Raw genomic sequence first — 19395 nt, 5'->3', positions numbered from 1 at the left:
AAGAGAGTAAAAATGTCCATGTAGAAGAGAACAGAAAAGAAATAAAATTAAAAGTGAGAAAGAACCCCAGATTCTTAAAGAAGGTGTGATTTGGAATGAGGGCGTTTGAACTTAAAAATCCAAATGGCATTTCTATGTTCATTTTGAACCTTGAACCGGACGAGCTTTTGCTTGAAACAATTCAAAATTTTGTTAAAGAAAAAGGAATCAAAAATGGCTGTATTGTAAGCGGCATAGGCACACTTAAAAAGCTTGTGTATCACAGGGTCACAACAACTAATCCAAATCCAACAAATGAGTTTTTAGAGGTGCAGGGTCCTATAGAACTTTCAAGTATGCAAGGGCTTGTGGTGGATTTTCAGCCGCACATCCACTTTGTTGCCTCAGACCTCAAATCCACTTATAGCGGGCATTTAGAAAATGGAAGCATCGTGCTTTACCTTGCAGAAGTTTTAATTTTGAAATTGGACGATATTAACTTAAAGAGAATTCCAGATGAAAAAGGGCTCTCTTTTATAAACCTTCTACAAGAGTAAAAGTATTTTTGAAAGGTGGTTGAAAAATCAATGTTTGACCAAAGAGAGAATTTGGAGCTAATTGAGATGTTTTCACAGCTCAGGGTTGCAGATGTTCGAGATGGTCTTGATTATCTTCTTTTACATCACAGATTTAGTCTTCCGTACACAATAAAGCCACTTTTCAGAACAAAAGCAGTTGGGATTGCAAAGACTGTAAGATACTTACCATACGATGGAGAAATTCCTAAAATGACACCGCAGGAATATGAAAAGTGGTGTGGATATTATTATACAAACATATGCCCATATCCCTGGATTTCTGAGATTCAAAAAGGAGATTTTATTGTCATAGACCAGAGCGGTGTTGATGCAGGTCTGATGGGTTCAAACAATTCTTTGGACGGCTTTTCAAGAGGAGCTGTCGGGTATGTAACAAATGGTGGGCCGCGCGACACAGACGAGCTGATAATCCAAAAGATACCTTTCTGGTCGAAGTTTGTATCACAAAAGACGGTGATTGGAAGGCTGAAGTTTGATGCAATGAATATTCCTGTGAATATTGAAGGGGTTTTAATAAAACCGGGCGATGTAATTGTTGCAGACGGCGATGGTGTTGTGGTTGTTCCACGCGAGCTTGCATATGATGTTTACAACTTTGCTAAAAAAGAACTTGACAATGACAAAGTTTCAAGAAGAAGATTGTATGACCTTATGGGCTGGGAGTATGATGAGACTGTGAAATAGGGATATCCATTTTCCTTTGGATAGCCCCTTTCATTTATTACTTACAACAAAAAGTGCTAAATTTAATATAACTCTGACATTGTTAAATTTGAATTTAAAATAATGGTAATATATAATCTCGATTTTTTCCTTCAAACCTTTTTTCTTTCATAATTATTAAGTCTGCTACTACTTTATGTTAAAAATGTAAGAATAGATGTAAAGTTTCCCTGGTTAATTAAATCCAAGTTTTTGGTTTGATGAAACTCGTTCTAATGTGGTATACTATTAAGTAGATAAATCAATCTACGGAGTGATAATCATAATGAACAAAACCACAACAGTAAGAGTGGATATTGAAACGTATGAAGGATTAAAGAAACTTTCTCGGCAGCTCAATCAACCAATGCAGAAGATAATTCAGGAGGCTCTTGCTGGGTACAAAAGAAAAGTTCTACTCTCAGCAACTGCGGAAGCTTTTGCTGCTCTTAGAGAAAAGAGAGAACTATGGCAGGAAGAAATTGAGGAAAGGCAACTGTGGGAAAGCACGTTGCAGGATGGGATTGAAAAATGAACCCGGCAAGAGGAGAAATATGGCTTGTAGATTTAAATCCTACACGAGGCCATGAACAGAGCGGTGTTCGACCAGCAGTAATAATCTCTGTTGATGAGTTCAATTCATGTCCTGCTGACTTAGTAGTTGTTGTACCAATCACCAGCAAGAACAAGAATATACCCCTGCATGTAGAGATACAGCCTGAACACAGTGGACTTGCAAAAACATCGTTTGCAAAACTGGAAGATATACGGTCAATTTCAAAAGAAAGACTTGTAAAAAAGATAGGACAATTACCAAAAGAAAAATTAAAGGAAATGGAAGAAAAAGTAAGGATTCTGCTGGGATTATGAAATAAGCTTTGACTTTCTACCAATCCGCTGAGGAGGATAATAACTTAGCTAATTTTTTCTTTTATGTCTGTTATAAAAAGGTAATGCAAAATTTTCAAATCTATAATAATATTGTATTGAGCCATTTTGCATCTCTTCTATTAGATTTGATTTTGGGTTCTTCTTTATTTTCCATTCTAACCAGACGGTGAGAGGTAGCTCAACCTCTTTTTACACAGTTATATAGATTTAACTGAGACTATCCATTTTTCTTGTGGATAGCCTCTTTCTCTATTATTTACAATAAGAAATGTTAAATTTAACACAACTTTAACATAAATATAATTTGAATTTAAAATAACGGTGGTATTATAATATCGGGAAAAGAAAGAAAAATGTTTTAAATTGTTGGTTTATGTAGTAAAGGGGATTGTATGGGTTATGGAGTCAAAAATAGAGACCATTGATTTAAACCTTTTTTACGGAAATGAACAAGCTCTCAAAAATGTAAACATTTCTATTCCAGAAAAAGCAATCACAGCTTTAATAGGACCATCTGGATGTGGCAAATCTACTTTTTTAAGAACCTTAAACAGAATGAACGACTTGATAGACGGAGTTAAGATTTGGGGAAAGGTATTTATTGATGGTACTGACATTTATGCAGATAGTATCAACCTTATGGAACTTCGCAAAAAAGTTGGGATGATTTTTCAACATCCAAATCCTTTTCCTATGAGTATTTACGAAAATGTTGCTTATGGTCCAAGGATTCATGGGGTAAAAGACAAGAAAAAATTAGATGAAATTGTCGAAAAATGTCTTATAAGAGCAGGACTTTGGCAAGAGGTAAAAGATAGGCTTTCAAAAAGTGCTTTGTCGCTTTCTGGTGGGCAGCAACAAAGACTTTGTATTGCTCGGGCACTTGCAGTAGAGCCACAGATTCTTCTCCTGGATGAGCCAACCTCAGCGCTCGACCCTCTTTCCACCCTTCGTATTGAGGAGCTCCTGATTGAACTGAAAGAGTATTACACTATAGTGATAGTTACACACAACATGCAACAGGCAGCAAGAATTTCTGACTGGACAGGTTTTTTCTTAAACGGTGAGCTTATTGAATTTGGTAGAACAATAGATATTTTCCATGCACCAAAAGACAAAAGGACAGATGATTATATATCTGGAAGATTTGGCTAATATCAAAGAATTTACTTTGGGGATGAGTTAGGTAGAAGATGATACGTTCGACCTTTTTGAGAGAGCTGAAAGAAATAAACTTTGAAGTTTACAAAATTGCAAGTCTTGCGCTTGAAGCAATTGAAAAGGCTATGGAAGCTTTTATAAAACAGGATGTAAATTTAGCCACTGAAGTTATCAAAAACGATACTGACATAGACAATATGATAGAGGAATTAGAGAAAAAGTGTACTATCGTTATAGCAACTCAGCAGCCTATGGCAAGTGATTTAAGACTTTTGATTGCAGCTACCAGAATAGCAAATGATATTGAAAGAATTGCTGACCATGCTTCTGACATCTCCAAACTTGTATTAAAGCTTGAAGGTCAACAGCTTGCAGACATTAGCAGTGAAATACCTTATATGTCAGAGCTTGCCAAGATGATGTTCAAAGATGTAATGGAAGCGTATATGCTCTCAGACATAGAAATGGCAAAAAAAGTAAAAGCTATGGATAATAAAGTTGACCAGATGTTTAGGTTTCTTCTGGAAAATATAGAAAAAACAATAAAAGAAAAACCTGATTTTACATCTCAATGTGTCCTGCTTATTTTAATTGTGAAATATATTGAAAGAATAGCTGACCACGCAACAAATATAGCAGAATGGATTGTGTATAAACTCACAGGACTTTTAAAACATGAGTGGGAGTGGAGTGACACAACTTCTGAGACGAATAGCCAAGAAGATAAAAAAATGAACGAAAATGGTGAAGAGAAAAATGTCGGGCAAACTTGATTATTTGAATTTTCTGGTGGAAAGACAATGTGTAGAGCTTTCATATCAGCCAGTGGTGTTTGCTACTTCTGCCCAGATAATTGGCTGGGAAGTATTTCTTATAAATCCATATGAAACGGGTTATATTGATTTAAAGCTTTTATTTGATATCATGAAGGAAAATAGTCTAATAGTTAAAATTGATAAAACAGTTTTAAAAAGGGTTTTAGATATTTTAAATGAAAAAAAAGATGTTGTTGAAAACAAGAAGTTTTTTGTAAACATTTCGCCAATATCTCTTATGAGTGATGATTTTGTTACATTTGTAACAGGTATTCTTTCTACCAGCCCTATGATTACAAAAAAGATTGTATTTGAAATAAGTTTAAGATCGTGCGAGAATTTGTCTGTAGATGACTTGCACTATACAATCAGAGTGCTTAAAAAACAAGGATTTGCATTTTCTGTGGAAAATATAGGCTCACTTGGATTTTTTCTTGATTTCATTTCTATCTCAAAACCCGCCTATGTTAAAATTGGCAGGGAGGTATATCGTGATATAGCCATGGATTCTATAAAAAGTAAATACTTGCATTCTTTTTTGGAATTTTGCGACGACAGTCGGATAAAAGTTATTGCCACCATGATTAAAAAGATGGAAGAACTTCTAAGTCTATTAGAAATTGGAATTGAATATTTGCAAGGATATTTCATTATGCCTCCGAGTATGGAACTTAAAACCTCGGTTTCTAATGACATAAAAGAACTTCTAATAGAGACTATAGAAAACCAGAGAAAACATTATTTTCTTTCCACTTCAAATATTCATATAGGAACGCTTTGCATAAAGGTTCCTTCTGTTGAACCAAATATATCATGCGAGAAGGCTCTTGAGATTTTAGAACAAAATCCAAAGCTACATGGTCTTGTTGTTACAAAAGATAGTAAAGTAGAGGGACTGATAAAGAGAGAAAAATTTTTGCTGAATTTGTCTACAATGTACGGATTTGCAGTGTATTCAAAAAGACCTGTTGCACTTTTGATGGATGCAAATCCAATTGTAGTAGAATACAGTACTTCTTTGCATGATGTTGTCAAAGAACTTTCTGCCAGGGAGGATGAGGATATTCATGATTACATAATAATAACAAAAAATGGGATGTATGAGGGAGTGGTTACAATAAAGGATTTGCTAAGAAAGTCAACACAGCTGGAAATAAGTTTTGCTAAACACCTAAATCCGCTTACCAACCTGCCAGGCAATTTATTGATTGAGAAAGAAATAAATAGCGCTTTAGAAAAGGAAAGAGATTTTTACATCTTTTATATTGATATTGATAATTTTAAACCTTTTAACGACTACTATGGATTTGAAAAGGGCGACAAAGTTATCTTACACCTTGCATCAATATTAAAGGAAATACGAATGGACTGGCAGGAAAAGGTGTTTGTTGGACATATAGGTGGTGACGATTTCATTGTAATTGTTTATGACAAAGCAGAAATTGAGAAAATTGCCAAAAAGGTAGTTGAGGAATTTGACTCTTCAATTCTATATTTTTACGACCACTGTGACCTTGCCAGAGGATATATAGAAGCTAAAAACAGAAAAGGAGAGGTGGAAAAGTTTGGACTTATGAGTTTATCAGTGGCTTGTGTGAAAGTTGTGCCTGGAATGTTTTCAAATGTTGAAGAGATTTCAAATTGCCTTTCTGAGGTTAAAAAACTTTGCAAACAGAAAAATACCAGCTGCTATATAATATGGGAAGGTGGAACATGAAAAAAAGAATAGGGATAATTGACATTGGCTCAAATACAGTAAGGGTTGTGGTGTATGAGATTGATAAGGGAATATTTTTCAGATTAATTGAAGATGAGAGTATAGTGGTAAGACTTGCGGAATATGAAGAAAAAGACCGGATACCTTCTTATAAGGTTTCACTTTTGATTGAAGTGCTCAACTTTTTCATAGGGCTTTGCAAAATGAACGGAGTTGCAAAACAGGATATATTGGCAGTTGCTACCGCTGCTATCAGAGATGCGACCAATAAGATGGAGGTTTTGGAAAATATAAAAAAATATACAGAATTAGAAGTTAAAGTACTTTCAGAATTTGAAGAAGCAAACTGCAACCTATGGGCAATAAAATGTTCTTTAAACTATCAGGATGGGCTTTTGGTTGACATTGGCGGAGGAAGTACTGAGTTTGTTTATTTCAAAGATAAAAACTTAAAGTACTGGGGTTCAATCAAACTTGGTGCTGTAAACTGTTCAAAAATGATTCCACAGATTTCGCGGTCTTCTTTGTCATTGAGAGAAGCAGAAGCTGAAGTAATGTCAATTTTTGAAAAATATAAATGGATGGAAGAACTAAACAATGTAAACCTTGTAGGGATTGGTGGAAGCATAAGAAATCTTGGCAGAATTATTCAACATAAAAAGGATTATCCCATTACCACCTTGCATAACTTTACAATTTCATACCAAGACTTTATCGAAGTTTACAATATGCTTCAAAGTGTAGAGGTTGAAAAACGAAAGAGCATTCCTGGACTTTCTGAGAAAAGAGCTGATATCATTTTGGGAGCTTTTGTGATATTGAAAGCACTGATTGATAGAATAAAAGCTCAGCAGCTTTATGTCAGTTCATATGGACTGCGCGAAGGTATATTATTTGAAAGCTTATTCAAAGATGCAAATTCAACGGCTTTCTCTTCTGAAATGTTATTAGAGTATAGTATAAATAATTATCTGAATTTCTTTAGTTTTAGCAAGAAACATGCAAAAAATGTGTGCAGATATGCTACTATGCTATTTGACCAGCTGTTGTCGATTTTTCCAAATTATTTTGCCAAAGAGGACAGAATTATTTTAAAAGCAGCTGCTTTGCTTCATGATATAGGGACTTATCTGAGTTTTTATCAGCATGCTCAACATTCAGCTTATGTGATTTTAAATTTGCCACTCTTTGGACTTTCACACCAAGATATAATACTTACTGCAGAGATTATATCTTTTCATGAAAATTCAAAATCAAAAGCACCCTTTTTGGCAAGGTATATAAAGGTATTAAGCCCTGACAGAGTAAAAAAGATAAAGCCGCTTGCATTTATATTAAAACTGGCAGAGATACTTGATAAAAGAGAAAATGGACTTGTTACATCTATAAGATGTAGTCAAGAATGCGAAAAAGTGGTTTTAAGGATATACTCAAAGTCGAATCTTGAAGTTGAAATATCTCTCGCAGAAAGATTAAAACCTCAGTTTGAGAAGATATTTGGCAAACAGCTCATTATAAAAAACAATATGTAAAAGGAGATGGAATGTTCCAATGATGTTTAAGGAAATAAGAGGTTTGGGACTCACAAAAACGTATGAAGGAAGATTATTTGTTGTGGAAGGATGTGATGGTTCTGGTAAATCTACTCAGGTTCATCTTTTAAAAAAGTGGTTAGAGTTTTTGGGATATACGGTATTTTTTACTGAATGGAATTCATCTGATTTAGTAAAGAATGCTACAAAGAAAGCGAAAAAGAAAAATCTATTAACTCCCACTACTTTTTCCCTTTTACATGCTTGTGATTTTGCTGATAGATATGAAAGGCTTATACTTCCTCATTTGCGAGCAGGATATATAGTATTGTGTGACAGATACATCTATACAGCCTATGCACGGGACATTGCAAGAGGCTGCAATCCAGAGTGGGTCAAGACAGTATATGATTTTGCAGTAAAGCCAACTGTAACATTTTATTTTAAAGTGCCAGTTGATGTAGCAATTGACAGGATTTTAATGGGTCGAACACAAATAAAGTACTATGAAGCAGGGATGGATTTGGGTTTGAGCACTGATACCGTAGAAAGTTTTAAGCTTTACCAGTCAAAGATTATTCAGATGTACGACATGCTTGCTGAACAGGAAGGGTTTATTACAATTGATGGAACTCTTTCTATAAGGCAACAACAAAAGATGGTCAGGGAGATTGTCCAAAGATATCTTCATGATTACAGTCCACCTACTCAAAAGTGGATATTGAGTACTTATAACAAAGAAGGTGAAGCTAAATGGCAACTGAAATGAAATTTTATGGATTTGCACTTCCAAATTTCGAATTATTACAAAAGCGAGGAAAACTGATTGTAATAGAAGGACCGGACTGTTCCGGAAGGTCAACACAGATAGAGCTTTTGAAAGAATGGCTTGAAGCAAGCGGTTATGCAGTGTTAAATACTGGACTAAAAAGATCAAGACTGGTGGGCGATGTTATAGAAAGAGCTAAAAAGGGCAATACACTTGGTAAGACTACCTTGAGTCTTCTTTACTGTTGTGATTTTGCTGACCAGCTTGAAAATCAGATAATACCTGCTCTCTCTGCGGGTTATGTTGTCCTTGCAGACAGGTATATCTTTACCCTCATGGCTCGTGATATTGTCAGAGGAGCAGATAAAGAATGGCTTAAAAGACTTTTGGGTTTTGCCATAGTTCCAGACCTTATAATATATCTAGATGTCAGTATAGATATTTTGCTTACCAGAACATTTCAGAAGTATGGACATCTTGATTACTGGGAATCTGGAATGGATATTCAGCTTTCTGCTGACATGTTCGAGAGTTTTAAAAAATATCATTTTTTGCTCAAAAAAGAATATGAGGAAATGGCAAAAGAATATAATTTTGTAGTTATTGATGGCAATCAGGGTGTGGGTATCATACAGAAAAGAATTAGGGAAGAAATCTTAAAAATACTACAAGAGGAGGATAAAAATGAATCAGTTAGAACTGTTTGACCATAACGTGCTTCAACTTGCTCAAAAATATGGATATGATCCGCGGCATGCAAATTTTGTAAAAGACCAGGCTCTGTTTTTATTCGACAGTACCATAAACCTTCACAACTTATCAGATACTGAAAGAAAACTCTTGGAACATGCGTGTATATTACATGATATTGGGACATTTGTTAATGAAAAGAAACATCATAAGCATTCATATTATTTGATTAAAAATGATCTTGCCTTGAAGGAGTACCCAAAAGAACTTAAAAAGATTTTAGCTTTGGTGTGCTATAACCACCGAAAGAAAATTAAATCAAAGACATTTAAATTGAAATCGAAAGACAAAAATATGACCCTTATATTGAGTGCAATTTTAAGACTTGCAGACAGCTTTGATTATTCGGGTGAAGAGATACAAATAAAAGGAATAAAAATCGAGGATGATTTTGTAAGGATTGTTGTTGATGGAATTATAACACCTACTCTTCTCAGCCGAGTGGAGAAAAAAGGAGAACTGTTTTTGTATCTATTTGAGCTGCAAAAGATTGAGATTGAAAACAAAGTAAGGGTAAGCTAAGAAGGAGGTATGCGGGGAATGAACAGTGAAAATAAATTGGCTTTAGAGATGGAGGATTTGAAAAAAGAAATTAAAAATCTAACGCAAGTGGTGTGGGCGCTCAACCAGCAAATGTTTTCTATATGTTCGAGTATAGAAAATTTAAAGTTTTTGTTGGATGAGAACTACAAAATAAACGAAAAAGCATTTTTAAAAATAGAGATTCTGGGGAGAGTTCATCAAGAACTTCTAAAATGGAGAAACGAGAAGCAGCACAAAGAGCTTCAAAAAGAACTTGATTGCAAGATAGAAAAGCTTGAAAATCTTGTTAATCTTTTATTGGACAACGTTTATTGTATTCATTCCCAGTTGTCTGATACCAAAGAGTATACGCAAAAATAGAGCAAAAAAACAAGGGGGTTGGCCTTTGGAAAAGTTTGAAGGACAACCCCCTCTTTTTTTATCGTATCTTATACTTCTTAAGTCTCTTTTCAAGCTCATCGACAAGCTTTTGAAGTGACTGTGCAGAGTATTTCATCTCATTTATAGAATTTAACTGATTTTCAACAGTTGCTGCAACCTCTTGTGATGCTGCCGCCGTCTCTTCAGATACAGAAGATATGCTCTCTATTGCCCGAATAACTGCATTTCTTGCCTCTTCCATTCTGCTGAGTGCTTCTTTTACAACATATGTCTTTTCTACAATTGCGTTTATCTCATCGGAGATTTTTGCAAAGGACTGCTGTGATTCCACAACTGCATCTTTCTGACCGAGCGCTGCCTCTTTTATCTCATCTATGATCTTTATTGTATTTTCTGTCTCACTCAAAATGACATCGACAATAGAATTTATCTCATCTGCTGCCTTTTTGCTCTGGTCGGCAAGTTTTCTAACCTCATCTGCAACAACTGCAAACCCTTTTCCTGCCTCACCCGCTCTTGCTGCCTCAATTGCAGCATTGAGTGCCAAAAGGTTTGTCTGCTCGGTGATGGTGTTGATAACCTCAACAAAGTTTGAGATGTTCTTAATCCTGTCAATGAAAGACATGATAGTGTCGATTACCTTTTCAGCTGTTGACACTGCAATTTCGCTCTTTTCTCTAAGAGCACTCATCTTTTCAATTCCATCTTTGTTGAGGACATCAATCTTGTTTGCCTCTTCAATCACACCGTTATAGCTTTCAGACACAGCATTTATCTGTTCAGAAAGGTTATTTACAAGCAAAACACCGTGCTGTGCTTCTTCAGCTTGCTGGGATGCACCTTTTGCAATTTCTTCAACTGTCTTTGCAATCTCTTCAATTGCAGCGGCTGCTTCTTCAGATGTCTTTGTGACCTTTTTGGATGCACCGACGATTGCGTTTGACAGGTCAAAAAAGCTTTCAATCAACGTCTTTATATCCGAAAGAACAATGTTTACGCTTGATGCTACTCTCTGGATGTTGCCGAACTCTTTTGACGAGATTAGCCTGCTGTAATCCCCGTTTTTGATTTTTTCGAGAACATCTTCAAGTTTTGCAATCATCTTATTCATTTCATACCTAATCATAAAAGCTGTGATAGCTAAGGTCAGGATGAATGTGATTGTTGCAACCAAAATAGCATTGAGCTTTAAGCTTGCATTTGGCATTATTATGCCAAGCAGGATATCAAGAACAATGATAAATGCTAAGGCAACATATGTAAGACTTATAACTCCTTTTTTGACAGCACCATTTTGCTCATTTTTTGGTGGCATTAATTTCACTCCTTCTACCCAAAAATTTCTTTAGTTACTTTCTATTATAATACAAGATGTGACCTTTTTGCTAATATTTCTTTTCAAAATAGTATCTAAAAATTATATAAAACTTTTTGTCTAAAGCCATAAAAAGATTTCAATACTACTATAATAAACAAAACTTTAAGACGGGGAAGAAAAATAAATGTCGAAATTTGTAATAGAAGGTGCAAATAAGATTTCTGGCTCAATAAAGGTTCACAGCTCGAAAAATGCGATATTGCCACTTTTGGCAGCATCCTTGCTGTCAAGTGATCCGATTGAAATTCTGGATGTGCCTTTGCTGGAAGACATCAAAGTGCTTTTGCAGCTTCTTTCCCATTGTGGGTGCGATGTAAAGATTGAGGACGGCAAACTGCAAATCACTCCTGATATCAAAAACGGTGATATAAACGTAGATGGGGTGAACAAACTCAGAGCTTCAATACTTCTTTTAGGAAGCCTTCTTGCGCGTGGGAAAAAGGTTGTGCTGGGTATGCCGGGCGGGTGTAACATTGGCACACGACCGATTGACCTTCACATAAAAGGGCTTTCCCAGCTTGGTGCAGAGATTAAACTCAATCAAGGGTACATTGAAGCAAAGGTTAAAAAGTTAAAAGGTGCCAAGGTATATTTAGACTTTCCGTCTGTTGGAGCAACAGAAAATATCATGATAGCAGCCGTTTTAGCAGAGGGGGAGACCATAATAGAAAACGCTGCGACCGAACCTGAGGTTGTGTGTCTTGCAAATTTTTTAAACTCAATGGGCGCAAAAGTGATGGGTGCCGGCACTGATACCATCAGGGTTTTGGGTGTGAAAAAGCTTTTTGGCTGCTCATTTGTTCCAATTCCGGACAGGATTGAGGCGGGAACGTACATGGCAATGGCTGCAATGTGTGGTGGGGAGCTTGAACTTACAAATGTGATTTGTGAGCATATAAGACCCATTATTGCCAAGTTCAAAGAGAGCGGTGTGAAGGTCTATGAAGGGGAAAATGCTGTGCGCGTTGAAGCACCCGACAGGATTTTGGCAACAGACATAAAAACCCTGCCTTACCCTGGTTTTCCGACAGATATGCAAGCACCCATGATGAGTATGCTAAGTATAGCAAAAGGCACAAGCGTTATCATTGAGACAATATTTGAAAACAGATTTTTGCACGTTGGAGAGCTTGTCAAAATGGGCGCGAATATAAAAGTGGAAGGAAGAGTAGCAGTGGTTGAAGGTGTTAAAAAGCTCAAAGGTGCAAAGGTTGAAGCAAAAGACTTGCGCGGTGGTGCTGCACTTGTTTTGGCAGCGCTCTCAGCAGAGGGTGTGAGTGAGGTTGAAGGTGCATTTCACATCGACAGGGGATATTTCGAATTTGAGAAAAATATCACAAGTCTTGGTGGAAAGATAAAGAGAGTTTAAAGGGATTTTGTCTTCCTTGCTGAAAAATTGTGGTATAATTAAGTTAAAAAGCTTGTTTACTGAAAGAAATGAACAGAACAAAAATGCCAATTATACTCAGAGCACATCATCTTTTGTGTTTTTTAGGCTTTAAAGGAGCAGGGTACAGCAAGGAGTTTGTTGAAAATTTTGAGAGGGTATATAAAAGTGTTTACCTTGAAAATGCACCTATAACAATTGTATCTTTTCCAGATGAAATTTGCAGATGTTGCCCCAATTTAGCTGCTACAGAGTGCAGGTTTGAAGGAAAGGTCAAAATGTATGATGAAAAAGTAGTTGAGCTTTTAAAGCTATATGGGCTTTCTGATTTAGAAGATGTGCTGCCATCTGAAGCTTACAATGTTTTGAAAAAAGTTTTACCACAGCAGCTCGAGAGCATCTGCCGAACATGTGAATGGTTTACCCTTGGTTTTTGCAGAGAAAGCTTTTACAGAAAGGACTTGTGGAAAAATGGATGAAAAGGACATCTTCATATTAAGAAAACTGTATGAAAATGAGTACGTCTCAGGTGAAGAGCTTGCCTCTTCTTTGAATATCAGCCGAATGGCAATAAACAAGAGAATAAAGTCGCTAAAAGCTTTGGGCTACAAGATTGAGTCTTTAAAGAAAAAGGGTTATGAGCTTTCTGACAAGGATATAATAAGAGTTTGGGAAATAAAAGACTACATCCAATCCTCAAACCTTTTCAAAGAGTTTATATACCTTGATGAAGTAGACTCAACAAATACATATGTAAAACAGAACCAACAACATCTTGAAAGCGCAACAGTTGTATATACTGAGAGGCAAACTCAAGGAAGAGGCAGACTTTCACGCAGGTGGGTGGACCTTGAAAAAGGTATAAAAATGTCCATACTATTGAAACTTCTTTTGCTTGATTTAGAAAAAATTGTACCGCTTACACTTTTCACAGGGCTTGTGATAAACAGGGTTTTGAGAAAACATGGGGTTCAGAGCTTTATAAAGTGGTCAAACGATATATATTTGAACGGCAAAAAAGTTTGTGGAATTTTGTCAGAACTGTCAGGTGAGGTTGAAGGTCTTGGCAGTGTAATAATTGGTATAGGAATAAATGTCAATGCAGAAAGCGTTCCAGAGAATATAAAAGATATTGCGACAACTTTAAAGGCTGAAACATCGAAAAATTTTGACAGGACAAGGCTAATTATTGACATTTTAAATGAATTTGAAAGAGAGCTTCCCAACTTTGATAAATATGGTTTTTCATATTTCAGGGATGAATATAAAAGCTTTTGCTTAAATCTTGGAAAAGAGATTTTGATAAACGGTGAGAGGATGCTTTGCAGGGACATTGGCGAAAATGGTGAGCTTGTATGTGAGAAGGATGGAGAAATAATAAAGATATCAAGCGGTGAGGTTACAATAAGATTTTAAAAGGAGATGGTGAGACTTGAGGATAATATCAAAAGACGCGAATATAAAAAGAATTTTATATCAAAAAGGTTTTGATGAGAAAGACATTTTGGAATTTGAAAAAGAAGCAAACTCGATAATTTTGAGATTTGATAACATAAAAAATCCTTCAGAATTTGTTCAGCTTCTTTCAAACATGGGTTATTTTACAGTTTCAAATGGTCCTATAATTTTTGCAACAACATCATTTCACAACTTTGAAAAGACAAGATGTATTTTAGCTGAGGAAGGGATAGAGTGTAGTTTTGATGCAGATTTTACCATTTCACAAAGATATTTGCTGGCAAAAGATAAACAGATAAGCCTTTTGAAGACAAACGTGATGGGGATTATAAATGTCACACCAGACTCGTTTTATGAGGGCTCAAGAGTTCAAGTTGAAAAGGTAACCCAAAGAGCACTCCAGATGATTCAAGATGGTGCAGATGTTCTGGACATTGGCGGTGAGTCCACAAGACCTTTTTCAGAGCCAGTTGAGGAAGAGGAGGAGCTAAAAAGAGTAATTCCTGCAATTGAAGCGATAAGAGATATGGATAAAAATATCCCAATTTCAATTGATACATATAAAAGCAGAGTAGCTCAAAAAGCAATAGAAGCTGGTGCTGACATTATAAATGATATCAGCGGCGGGACGTTTGACAAAGACATGTTTTACGTGGCAGCGCAGTATAATGTTCCTATCGTAATCATGCACATCAAAGGTACACCAAAGGATATGCAGAAAAACCCTTACTATGAAGATGTCGTAGAAGAGATTTTGCAGTTTTTTGAAGAAAGAATTGAACAGGCACAAAAAGCTGGTGTGAAACTTGAAAACATCATCTTAGACCCTGGCATTGGCTTTGGGAAAAGACCAGAGGACAACTTGGAGATATTGCGAAGATGTGAAGAGTTCAAGGTTTTAGGAAGACCCATTTTGATTGGGGCATCCAGAAAATCGGTGATTGGCCATGTGCTCGGTAATCTTGGACCTGAGGAAAGGCTTGAAGGTACTTTGGCAATCTCTGTAATATGTGTTCAAAAAAGGATTGAATTTGTAAGGGTGCATGATGTAAAAGAAAATAAAAGAGCCATCTTGATGACACAGGCTATCTTCGAAGGAGTTTAAACTTTTAAAAAAGAGGTGTACAAATTATGGTGAAAAAAGTGGTCATTGACAGGTTTGAAGGTAACTTTGCTATAGTTGAGCTTGAGGGAAGAAAAATGGTAACAGTCCCTATAGAAATTGTGCCCGAAGATGCAAGGGAGGGTGATGTTCTGGTAATATCAATAGATATGCAGAGTACTAAAGAGAGAGAACAAAGAATAAAAGACCTATTTGAGAGCTTAAAAGAGGAAGGCGGAAAGTAAAAAGATGGATAAACATATTGTTTTTTTAGGGCTTGGAAGCAATCTTGGCAACAGACATGAGAATATAAAAAGAGCAATTGAACACCTAAAAGATAAGATAATAATTGAAAAGATTTCAAGCATAATTGAAACCCAGCCTTATGGATTTGTTGACCAGCCAAAGTTTTTAAACTGTGTTTTGAAAGGCACAACCATGCTTTCACCGTTTGAACTTCTTGAGTTTGTGCTTGGGATTGAAAACAAAATGGGCAGAATAAGGCTTTTTAAATGGGGACCAAGGAATATTGATATTGACATTCTTTTTTATGATGACTGTGTTATAGACACAGAAAATCTCAAAATCCCGCATCCGGAACTTCACAAAAGACTATTTGTACTTGAGCCTATTTGCGAAATTGAAAAAGATTTTGTACATCCTGTGCTGAAAAAAAGTGTGTATGAACTTTACACTCAGCTTACATCTCCAAGAAAGGAATGATACGAAATGCCAAACAATTCTTTTTTCATCATGCCTGAGTTTGAAGGCAAAAATGTGGTTATAACTGGTGCTGCCCAGGGAATTGGTCTTGTCACAGCACTCTCTTTTCTTGAAAATGGTGCAACCGTTTTTGCCATTGACAATGACAGAGAAGCAATTGAGGATGCTTTACAGGACTTTTTTGATAAGTTCAAAAACAAAATAATCTTTTTTGAGTGTGACTTAGTAGATGCAAAAGAGATTGAGCTTGTCTGCCATAAGATTGGTGAAAAAGCTGGGAAAATAGACGTTCTTATCAACAATGCGGCTATATCTTCAACAAAGTGGATTGAAGAAAGAAGTGTTGATGAATGGGATAAAGTGATAAATATTAACCTTAGAGCACCATACTTGATGGTAAAGTTTTTGCTGCCTTATTTAAAAGAGGGCGCATCTATTGTCAATATAGCATCGACAAGAGCTTTGATGTCTGAGCCAAACACAGAACCATATTCAGCGTCAAAAGGCGGTATACTTGCACTTACACACTCTTTAGCCCTGTCGCTATCGTTAAAGAAAATTAGGGTAAACGCCATAAGTCCGGGGTGGATTGAAACGTCAAGGTACAAGAAAAGAAAATGCCGAAAAGAACCACAGCTGCGGGAAATTGACCATCTTCAGCATCCGGCAGGAAGGGTGGGTATGCCCGAAGACATTGCAAACGCCATTTTGTTTTTGTCATCTGAGAAAAGCTCATTTATCACAGGCACAAATCTAATTGTTGACGGTGGTATGACAGTTAAGATGATTTATGAGGAGTAAAAAATATCAAAAAGGTAGGTAAACAGTGATGATTCCTGAAAAGAAAAGAGCAGCATATGAGGAGTTTTTAAAAATTTCACAGGAAAAAAGAGCAGAGTTTATAGATGGGAATATCTATTTTTTAGCGTCGCCTTCGTTTGAGCACCAGATGACAATATCGAGACTTAACATAGAATTTATGAGATATTTTGAGGGGAAAGAGTGCATCCCTGTAATCTCTCCGTTTGATGTGATTTTTGAAGATGAAAAGACAGGAGACATTCACGTTGTACAGCCGGATTTAGTGGTAATATGCAACAAGAAATTCATCACAGAAAAAGGATACAAAGGTGTGCCAAAACTGATTGTTGAGGTGCTCTCACCATCAAGTGCTTCTGTTGACTATATAAAAAAGATGCAGCTTTACAGCTACTTTGATGTTTGTGAGTACTGGATTGTAAACCCGCGTAACAAATCTGTCCAGGTTTTCGTTTTAGATAATGGAGTATATATAGAATATGCTGCACTGTCTCAAAAAGGGATTGTAAAGTCAGCTGTATTTGAGAACTTAGAATTTGACATAGAGAATGTGTTCAATTTCTAAAAAATCAAAAAGAGAGGCTTTAAAAATATGTGGGGTGGGTTTTACAAAGTTGAAATAGAGTTTTCAAAATTGTTGTGGACGCAGCTTTTGTGGTTTTTGCTCGGGCTTTTCTTTATAATTGTTCTGATTGTGGCAACTGTTGCTATCAAGAGAAAAAAAGCTGAGAAGATGAGAAGGCTTAAAAACTTGCAAAGGGTGGAAGAGTATTTTGAAGCAATTTCAAACAGGATCTTGAACTTAGAGGACAAGGTAAAGTTTTTCAAGTTACTTGATGATGGGCGAAAACTTGAGAGCAAGTTTGAAGAGATTACCATAAATTTCAAAAACCTGAAAGAGTACCATGAAGGGATAAAAAAGAGCTATTCAGACAGTGAGTTTAAAACCTTTTTGACAATCTACAACATACTCAAAAGTGATTTAGATTTTCTGGAAAAGGTTTTAAAAGATTCTGAAAAGACACTTCAAGAAGAATTAGAGTACATTGAAAAGGTAGAAAAAGCTGTAGATGGGATTAAAAATAAGGAGGTTTTAAAGCAAAAGATAGATGAACTTTTTGCAAAAAGAGTTTCAGATGATGATTTGAAAAAGGCGGTTGAGGGTATAAAAAGAATTGATGAGAAAATAGAATATTTCAAAAGTCTTGATGACGAGAAGAAAAGTAGCTATATAAATTCAATGATACAGCTTTTGACAAAGAGGTTTGAAGAAAAGTATCCTCTTATTCTGTCAAAATCTGCATCTAAAGCTTTGGAGATTCAAAAGATGTTCGATAGCTTGCTTTTAAAACTTCAGGTGTCAAGCGACTTTGAAAAGATTGTCCTGGCAGAAGACTTTTTGGAAGAACTTATGCAGGTTGAAAATGAATTAGCACAGGATTTTCAGAAAAAGATGAGATCTCAAAAAGAGCTTGTCGACAAGTTTGAAAAAATTGTGTCAGTTTACGACAAGGTTGGCTTTAAATTCTATAAAGTAGACCTTGAGATTGAACGAGTGAAAAACTTGCTTGAAAGCTGTGCCGATAATGAAAAGTTAGAAAAAGAGATATCTGAGCTAGAAAGCACCATTTTGACCTTTACACGGGAGTTTTCAGAGTGCAAAAAGCTTCTTGAAAATTTCGAGAGATTTTTGAAAGAGGCAAAAAATAGGCTAAAAGTTGGCCTATCATCTAACCTTTTTGACTCATATTATAAAAACTTGAAAGAGCTTTTGTACAGTAGCAACTTTGACGAGTTCAAAAAACGCTATATAGAATACCAGAACGCTATCTCAGATGCGCTTTTGAAGTCATCTTCATTTTCAAGCGGCAGCGATACAATTAAAAAGGTCATAAAAGACCTTTTTGATGAGTTTTTTGGATAAAAATAAAATATTACATTTTCGGGAGGTTTTATTGCTATGGGGGTATTTCAAAAGATTGCCCAGCTTCTCAAGGCGAACATAAACGACCTTATTGAAAAAGCAGCCGACCCTGAAAAGATGCTCAATCAGCTGATTGAAGACATGGAAGACCAGCTGCAAAAAGCAAGGGTTGAGGTTGCAAACGCTCTTGCAGATGAAAAGATTTTGCAAAAGAAGGTTGAAGAAAACAAAAAGGCTGCTGAAGAGTGGCAGAAGAAGGCTGAGCTTGCCGTATCAAAAGGCGAGGATGAACTTGCAGTAGAAGCGCTAAAGAGAAAAAGAGAATTCGAAAGACTTGCAGATGAGTATCAGAAACAATATGAGGCACAGCACGAGGCTGTGGAAAAGTTAAAGAGCGGGCTTAAGATGCTGGAAGACAAGATTGAAGAGGCAAAGAGGAGAAGAGATTTGCTCATTGCCAAGTCGAAGAGGGCTGATGCCCAGGTTACAATCACACAGACAATGAGCAAGCTCACAGACACATCTGCGTTTGAGTCGTTTGAAAAGTATGCGCAGAAGATTGAACAGAAAGAGGCAAGAGCTCAGGCGCATGAAGAGCTTTTAAATGCTTCAAAAACACTTGAAGACAGATTTAAAGAACTCGAAAATAGTGATGAGGACATTTTGGATGAGCTTCAAAAACTAAAAGAGAAGATGGGCAAGTAAAAAGAAAAGATTTGTGCGTGCAAGCAAGCTTTTTATATTGGGTGCAAAAAGGTTTTTTAG

At 36.1% G+C, this 19395-nt stretch carries 23 protein-coding genes; 22 read left to right on the top strand and 1 reads right to left on the bottom strand.

From position 1 onward, the window contains the following. Window positions 1-95: 95 nt before the first annotated feature. The 12 genes from CALHY_RS12285 to CALHY_RS12230 all read left to right on the top strand — a co-directional run bounded on the left by CALHY_RS12285 (window position 96) and on the right by CALHY_RS12230 (window position 9818). Window positions 96-536 carry a PPC domain-containing DNA-binding protein gene (locus tag CALHY_RS12285; RefSeq protein ID WP_013404262.1) on the top strand — a complete coding sequence of 147 codons (441 nt, stop codon included), beginning with the start codon at window positions 96-98 and terminating at the stop codon, window positions 534-536. A gap of 30 nt (window positions 537-566) precedes the next feature. Then, window positions 567-1262 carry an RraA family protein gene (locus CALHY_RS12280; RefSeq protein WP_013404261.1) on the top strand — a complete coding sequence of 232 codons (696 nt, stop codon included), beginning with the start codon at window positions 567-569 and terminating at the stop codon, window positions 1260-1262. Window positions 1263-1566: 304 nt separating this feature from the next. Beyond that, on the top strand, window positions 1567-1815 hold the full coding sequence (locus CALHY_RS12275) for a CopG family transcriptional regulator (protein ID WP_013404260.1): 249 nt from the start codon (window positions 1567-1569) through the stop codon (window positions 1813-1815). Then, window positions 1812-2150, top strand: a complete 339-nt coding sequence (locus CALHY_RS12270; RefSeq protein WP_013404259.1) for a type II toxin-antitoxin system PemK/MazF family toxin — start codon at window positions 1812-1814, stop codon at window positions 2148-2150. The genes CALHY_RS12275 and CALHY_RS12270 overlap by 4 nt, the downstream gene beginning before the upstream one ends. 420 nt (window positions 2151-2570) lie before the next feature. After that, window positions 2571-3326, top strand: a complete 756-nt coding sequence (pstB, locus tag CALHY_RS12265; protein ID WP_013404258.1) for a phosphate ABC transporter ATP-binding protein PstB — start codon at window positions 2571-2573, stop codon at window positions 3324-3326. Window positions 3327-3364: 38 nt separating this feature from the next. Next, window positions 3365-4105, top strand: coding sequence for a phosphate signaling complex protein PhoU (gene phoU / locus CALHY_RS12260; RefSeq protein WP_013404257.1), 741 nt, complete (start codon window positions 3365-3367; stop codon window positions 4103-4105). Continuing rightward, window positions 4089-5864: a GGDEF domain-containing protein gene (locus CALHY_RS12255; protein WP_013404256.1), complete on the top strand. Its 1776-nt coding sequence runs from the start codon at window positions 4089-4091 to the stop codon at window positions 5862-5864. The genes phoU and CALHY_RS12255 overlap by 17 nt, the downstream gene beginning before the upstream one ends. Then, window positions 5861-7396, top strand: coding sequence for a Ppx/GppA phosphatase family protein (locus CALHY_RS12250; RefSeq protein WP_013404255.1), 1536 nt, complete (start codon window positions 5861-5863; stop codon window positions 7394-7396). The genes CALHY_RS12255 and CALHY_RS12250 overlap by 4 nt, the downstream gene beginning before the upstream one ends. A 19-nt stretch (window positions 7397-7415) precedes the next feature. Further along, on the top strand, window positions 7416-8165 hold the full coding sequence (gene tmk / locus CALHY_RS12245) for a dTMP kinase (RefSeq protein ID WP_013404254.1): 750 nt from the start codon (window positions 7416-7418) through the stop codon (window positions 8163-8165). After that, window positions 8150-8872, top strand: coding sequence for a dTMP kinase (tmk, locus tag CALHY_RS12240; protein ID WP_013404253.1), 723 nt, complete (start codon window positions 8150-8152; stop codon window positions 8870-8872). The genes tmk (CALHY_RS12245) and tmk (CALHY_RS12240) overlap by 16 nt, the downstream gene beginning before the upstream one ends. After that, complete coding sequence (locus tag CALHY_RS12235; protein WP_041723217.1) at window positions 8850-9437, top strand: HD domain-containing protein; 588 nt, start codon at window positions 8850-8852, stop codon at window positions 9435-9437. The genes tmk (CALHY_RS12240) and CALHY_RS12235 overlap by 23 nt, the downstream gene beginning before the upstream one ends. An 18-nt stretch (window positions 9438-9455) precedes the next feature. Next, entirely contained in the window at window positions 9456-9818 is a 363-nt protein-coding gene (locus tag CALHY_RS12230; protein WP_013404252.1) for a hypothetical protein, read from the top strand. 58 nt (window positions 9819-9876) lie between these two features. On the opposite strand, the gene CALHY_RS12225 is transcribed toward CALHY_RS12230, so the two are convergent. Next, entirely contained in the window at window positions 9877-11154 is a 1278-nt protein-coding gene (locus CALHY_RS12225) for a methyl-accepting chemotaxis protein (protein WP_013404251.1), read from the bottom strand. A 187-nt stretch (window positions 11155-11341) separates the two neighbouring features. Here CALHY_RS12225 and murA point away from each other — a divergent pair, with 187 nt between their 5' ends. From murA to CALHY_RS12175, 10 genes are all read left to right on the top strand, one after another. Then, window positions 11342-12586 (top strand): UDP-N-acetylglucosamine 1-carboxyvinyltransferase, encoded by a 1245-nt coding sequence (gene murA, locus CALHY_RS12220; protein WP_013404250.1) that lies wholly within the window; start codon window positions 11342-11344, stop codon window positions 12584-12586. Window positions 12587-12654: 68 nt separating this feature from the next. Beyond that, window positions 12655-13083, top strand: a complete 429-nt coding sequence (locus tag CALHY_RS12215) for a DUF1284 domain-containing protein (RefSeq protein ID WP_013404249.1) — start codon at window positions 12655-12657, stop codon at window positions 13081-13083. Then, complete coding sequence (locus CALHY_RS12210; RefSeq protein ID WP_013404248.1) at window positions 13076-14020, top strand: biotin--[acetyl-CoA-carboxylase] ligase; 945 nt, start codon at window positions 13076-13078, stop codon at window positions 14018-14020. The genes CALHY_RS12215 and CALHY_RS12210 overlap by 8 nt, the downstream gene beginning before the upstream one ends. Before the next feature lie 16 nt (window positions 14021-14036). Next, a complete protein-coding gene (folP, locus tag CALHY_RS12205) occupies window positions 14037-15167 on the top strand; it encodes a dihydropteroate synthase (RefSeq protein WP_013404247.1) in 1131 nt (376 codons plus the stop codon). A gap of 26 nt (window positions 15168-15193) precedes the next feature. Beyond that, entirely contained in the window at window positions 15194-15409 is a 216-nt protein-coding gene (locus tag CALHY_RS12200) for a DUF3006 domain-containing protein (RefSeq protein WP_013404246.1), read from the top strand. 4 nt (window positions 15410-15413) lie between these two features. Then, the gene (gene folK, locus CALHY_RS12195; protein ID WP_013404245.1) at window positions 15414-15887 is read left to right on the top strand and encodes a 2-amino-4-hydroxy-6-hydroxymethyldihydropteridine diphosphokinase; all 474 of its coding nucleotides are present in this window, start codon (window positions 15414-15416) and stop codon (window positions 15885-15887) included. Window positions 15888-15893: 6 nt separating this feature from the next. Then, window positions 15894-16688, top strand: coding sequence for an SDR family oxidoreductase (locus CALHY_RS12190; RefSeq protein ID WP_013404244.1), 795 nt, complete (start codon window positions 15894-15896; stop codon window positions 16686-16688). A gap of 28 nt (window positions 16689-16716) precedes the next feature. Then, window positions 16717-17271, top strand: a complete 555-nt coding sequence (locus tag CALHY_RS12185; RefSeq protein ID WP_013404243.1) for a Uma2 family endonuclease — start codon at window positions 16717-16719, stop codon at window positions 17269-17271. A 27-nt stretch (window positions 17272-17298) separates the two neighbouring features. Beyond that, the gene (locus CALHY_RS12180) at window positions 17299-18630 is read left to right on the top strand and encodes a hypothetical protein (protein WP_013404242.1); all 1332 of its coding nucleotides are present in this window, start codon (window positions 17299-17301) and stop codon (window positions 18628-18630) included. 36 nt (window positions 18631-18666) lie between these two features. After that, window positions 18667-19335, top strand: a complete 669-nt coding sequence (locus CALHY_RS12175) for a PspA/IM30 family protein (RefSeq protein WP_013404241.1) — start codon at window positions 18667-18669, stop codon at window positions 19333-19335. Window positions 19336-19395 lie beyond the last annotated feature (60 nt).

Origin of the sequence: Caldicellulosiruptor hydrothermalis 108 (genome assembly GCF_000166355.1) — a bacterium.
Classification (GTDB): domain Bacteria; phylum Bacillota; class Thermoanaerobacteria; order Caldicellulosiruptorales; family Caldicellulosiruptoraceae; genus Caldicellulosiruptor; species Caldicellulosiruptor hydrothermalis.
The sequence above is the reverse complement of the archived record's forward strand: the minus strand, read 5'-3'. Positions and strand labels throughout refer to the sequence as shown.